Origin of the sequence: Streptomyces sp. W16 (assembly GCF_033194735.1) — a bacterium.
Classification (GTDB): Bacteria; Actinomycetota; Actinomycetes; order Streptomycetales; family Streptomycetaceae; genus Streptomyces.
The window spans coordinates 1-838 of record NZ_JAWOAI010001193.1; the positions used below are offsets into that span (position 1 = coordinate 1).

Annotated in this window: 1 pseudogene; it reads left to right on the forward strand. The window is 75.1% G+C overall.

Annotated features, from left to right (window positions below):
- Nucleotides 1-838, forward strand: a pseudogene (locus R6V09_RS54150) (FAD/NAD(P)-binding protein); the annotation flags it as partial.

The following is an 838-nucleotide window of genomic DNA, read 5'->3' on the forward strand; positions in this document are numbered from 1 at the left end:
CCCGTCGACGGACTCGGACTCCCGCTCTCCACCCACGCCGAGGCCGCCACCGCATACCGCAGCGGACTCGACCGGGTCCTCAAAGTACGCGCCGGAGCCGAGGACGCCTTCGCCCGCGCGGTCGCCCTGGACCCCGGATTCGCCCTGGGCCACGCCGCGTTGGCCCTCCTCGGCCACGAGTGCGGGGCCGCCGTCGACGTACCCCGCGCCCTCGCCGACGCCCAGCGCTGCGCCCACGAACGGGCCGACGAACGGGAGCGGTCCTTCGTGGACGTCATCACCCGCCGCGTCCGATCCACCGACGGGGACCGCGCGTTGATACGACACCTCGACACCCACCCCGCCGACGCGCTCGCCCTCGCCGCCGCCGTACCCACCATCGCCTTCTCCGGAGTCACCGACCTGGACGACGACTACGCGCTCCGCCTCGTCGAGCGCACGTCCCCCGCCTACGACGGGCACTGGTTCCACACCTCGCTGCTCGCGTTCCTGCGCCAGGAGCAGGGCCGGCTGCACGAGGCCGGCGAACTCGCCCACCGCGCCTTGGGTGTTGAGCCGGCCTCCGGTCACGCCGTGCACGCGCTGGCCCACGTCCACTACGAGTCCGGCGCCCACGAGGCCGGCCGGGACTGGCTCGACGGCTGGGTCTCCGGACAGGGCAGGGGCGCGGTCCACCGGGCCCACTTCTCCTGGCACATCGCCCTGCACGAGCTCGCGTTGGACGACCCGGCCGCCGTCCGCAGGCGCTGGTTCGCCCAGCTGGCGCCCGGGCGGGTGACCGGAGTACGCGCGCTGGTCGACTCGGGCTCGCTGCTGTGGCGGGGCCGGCCCCGCGGCA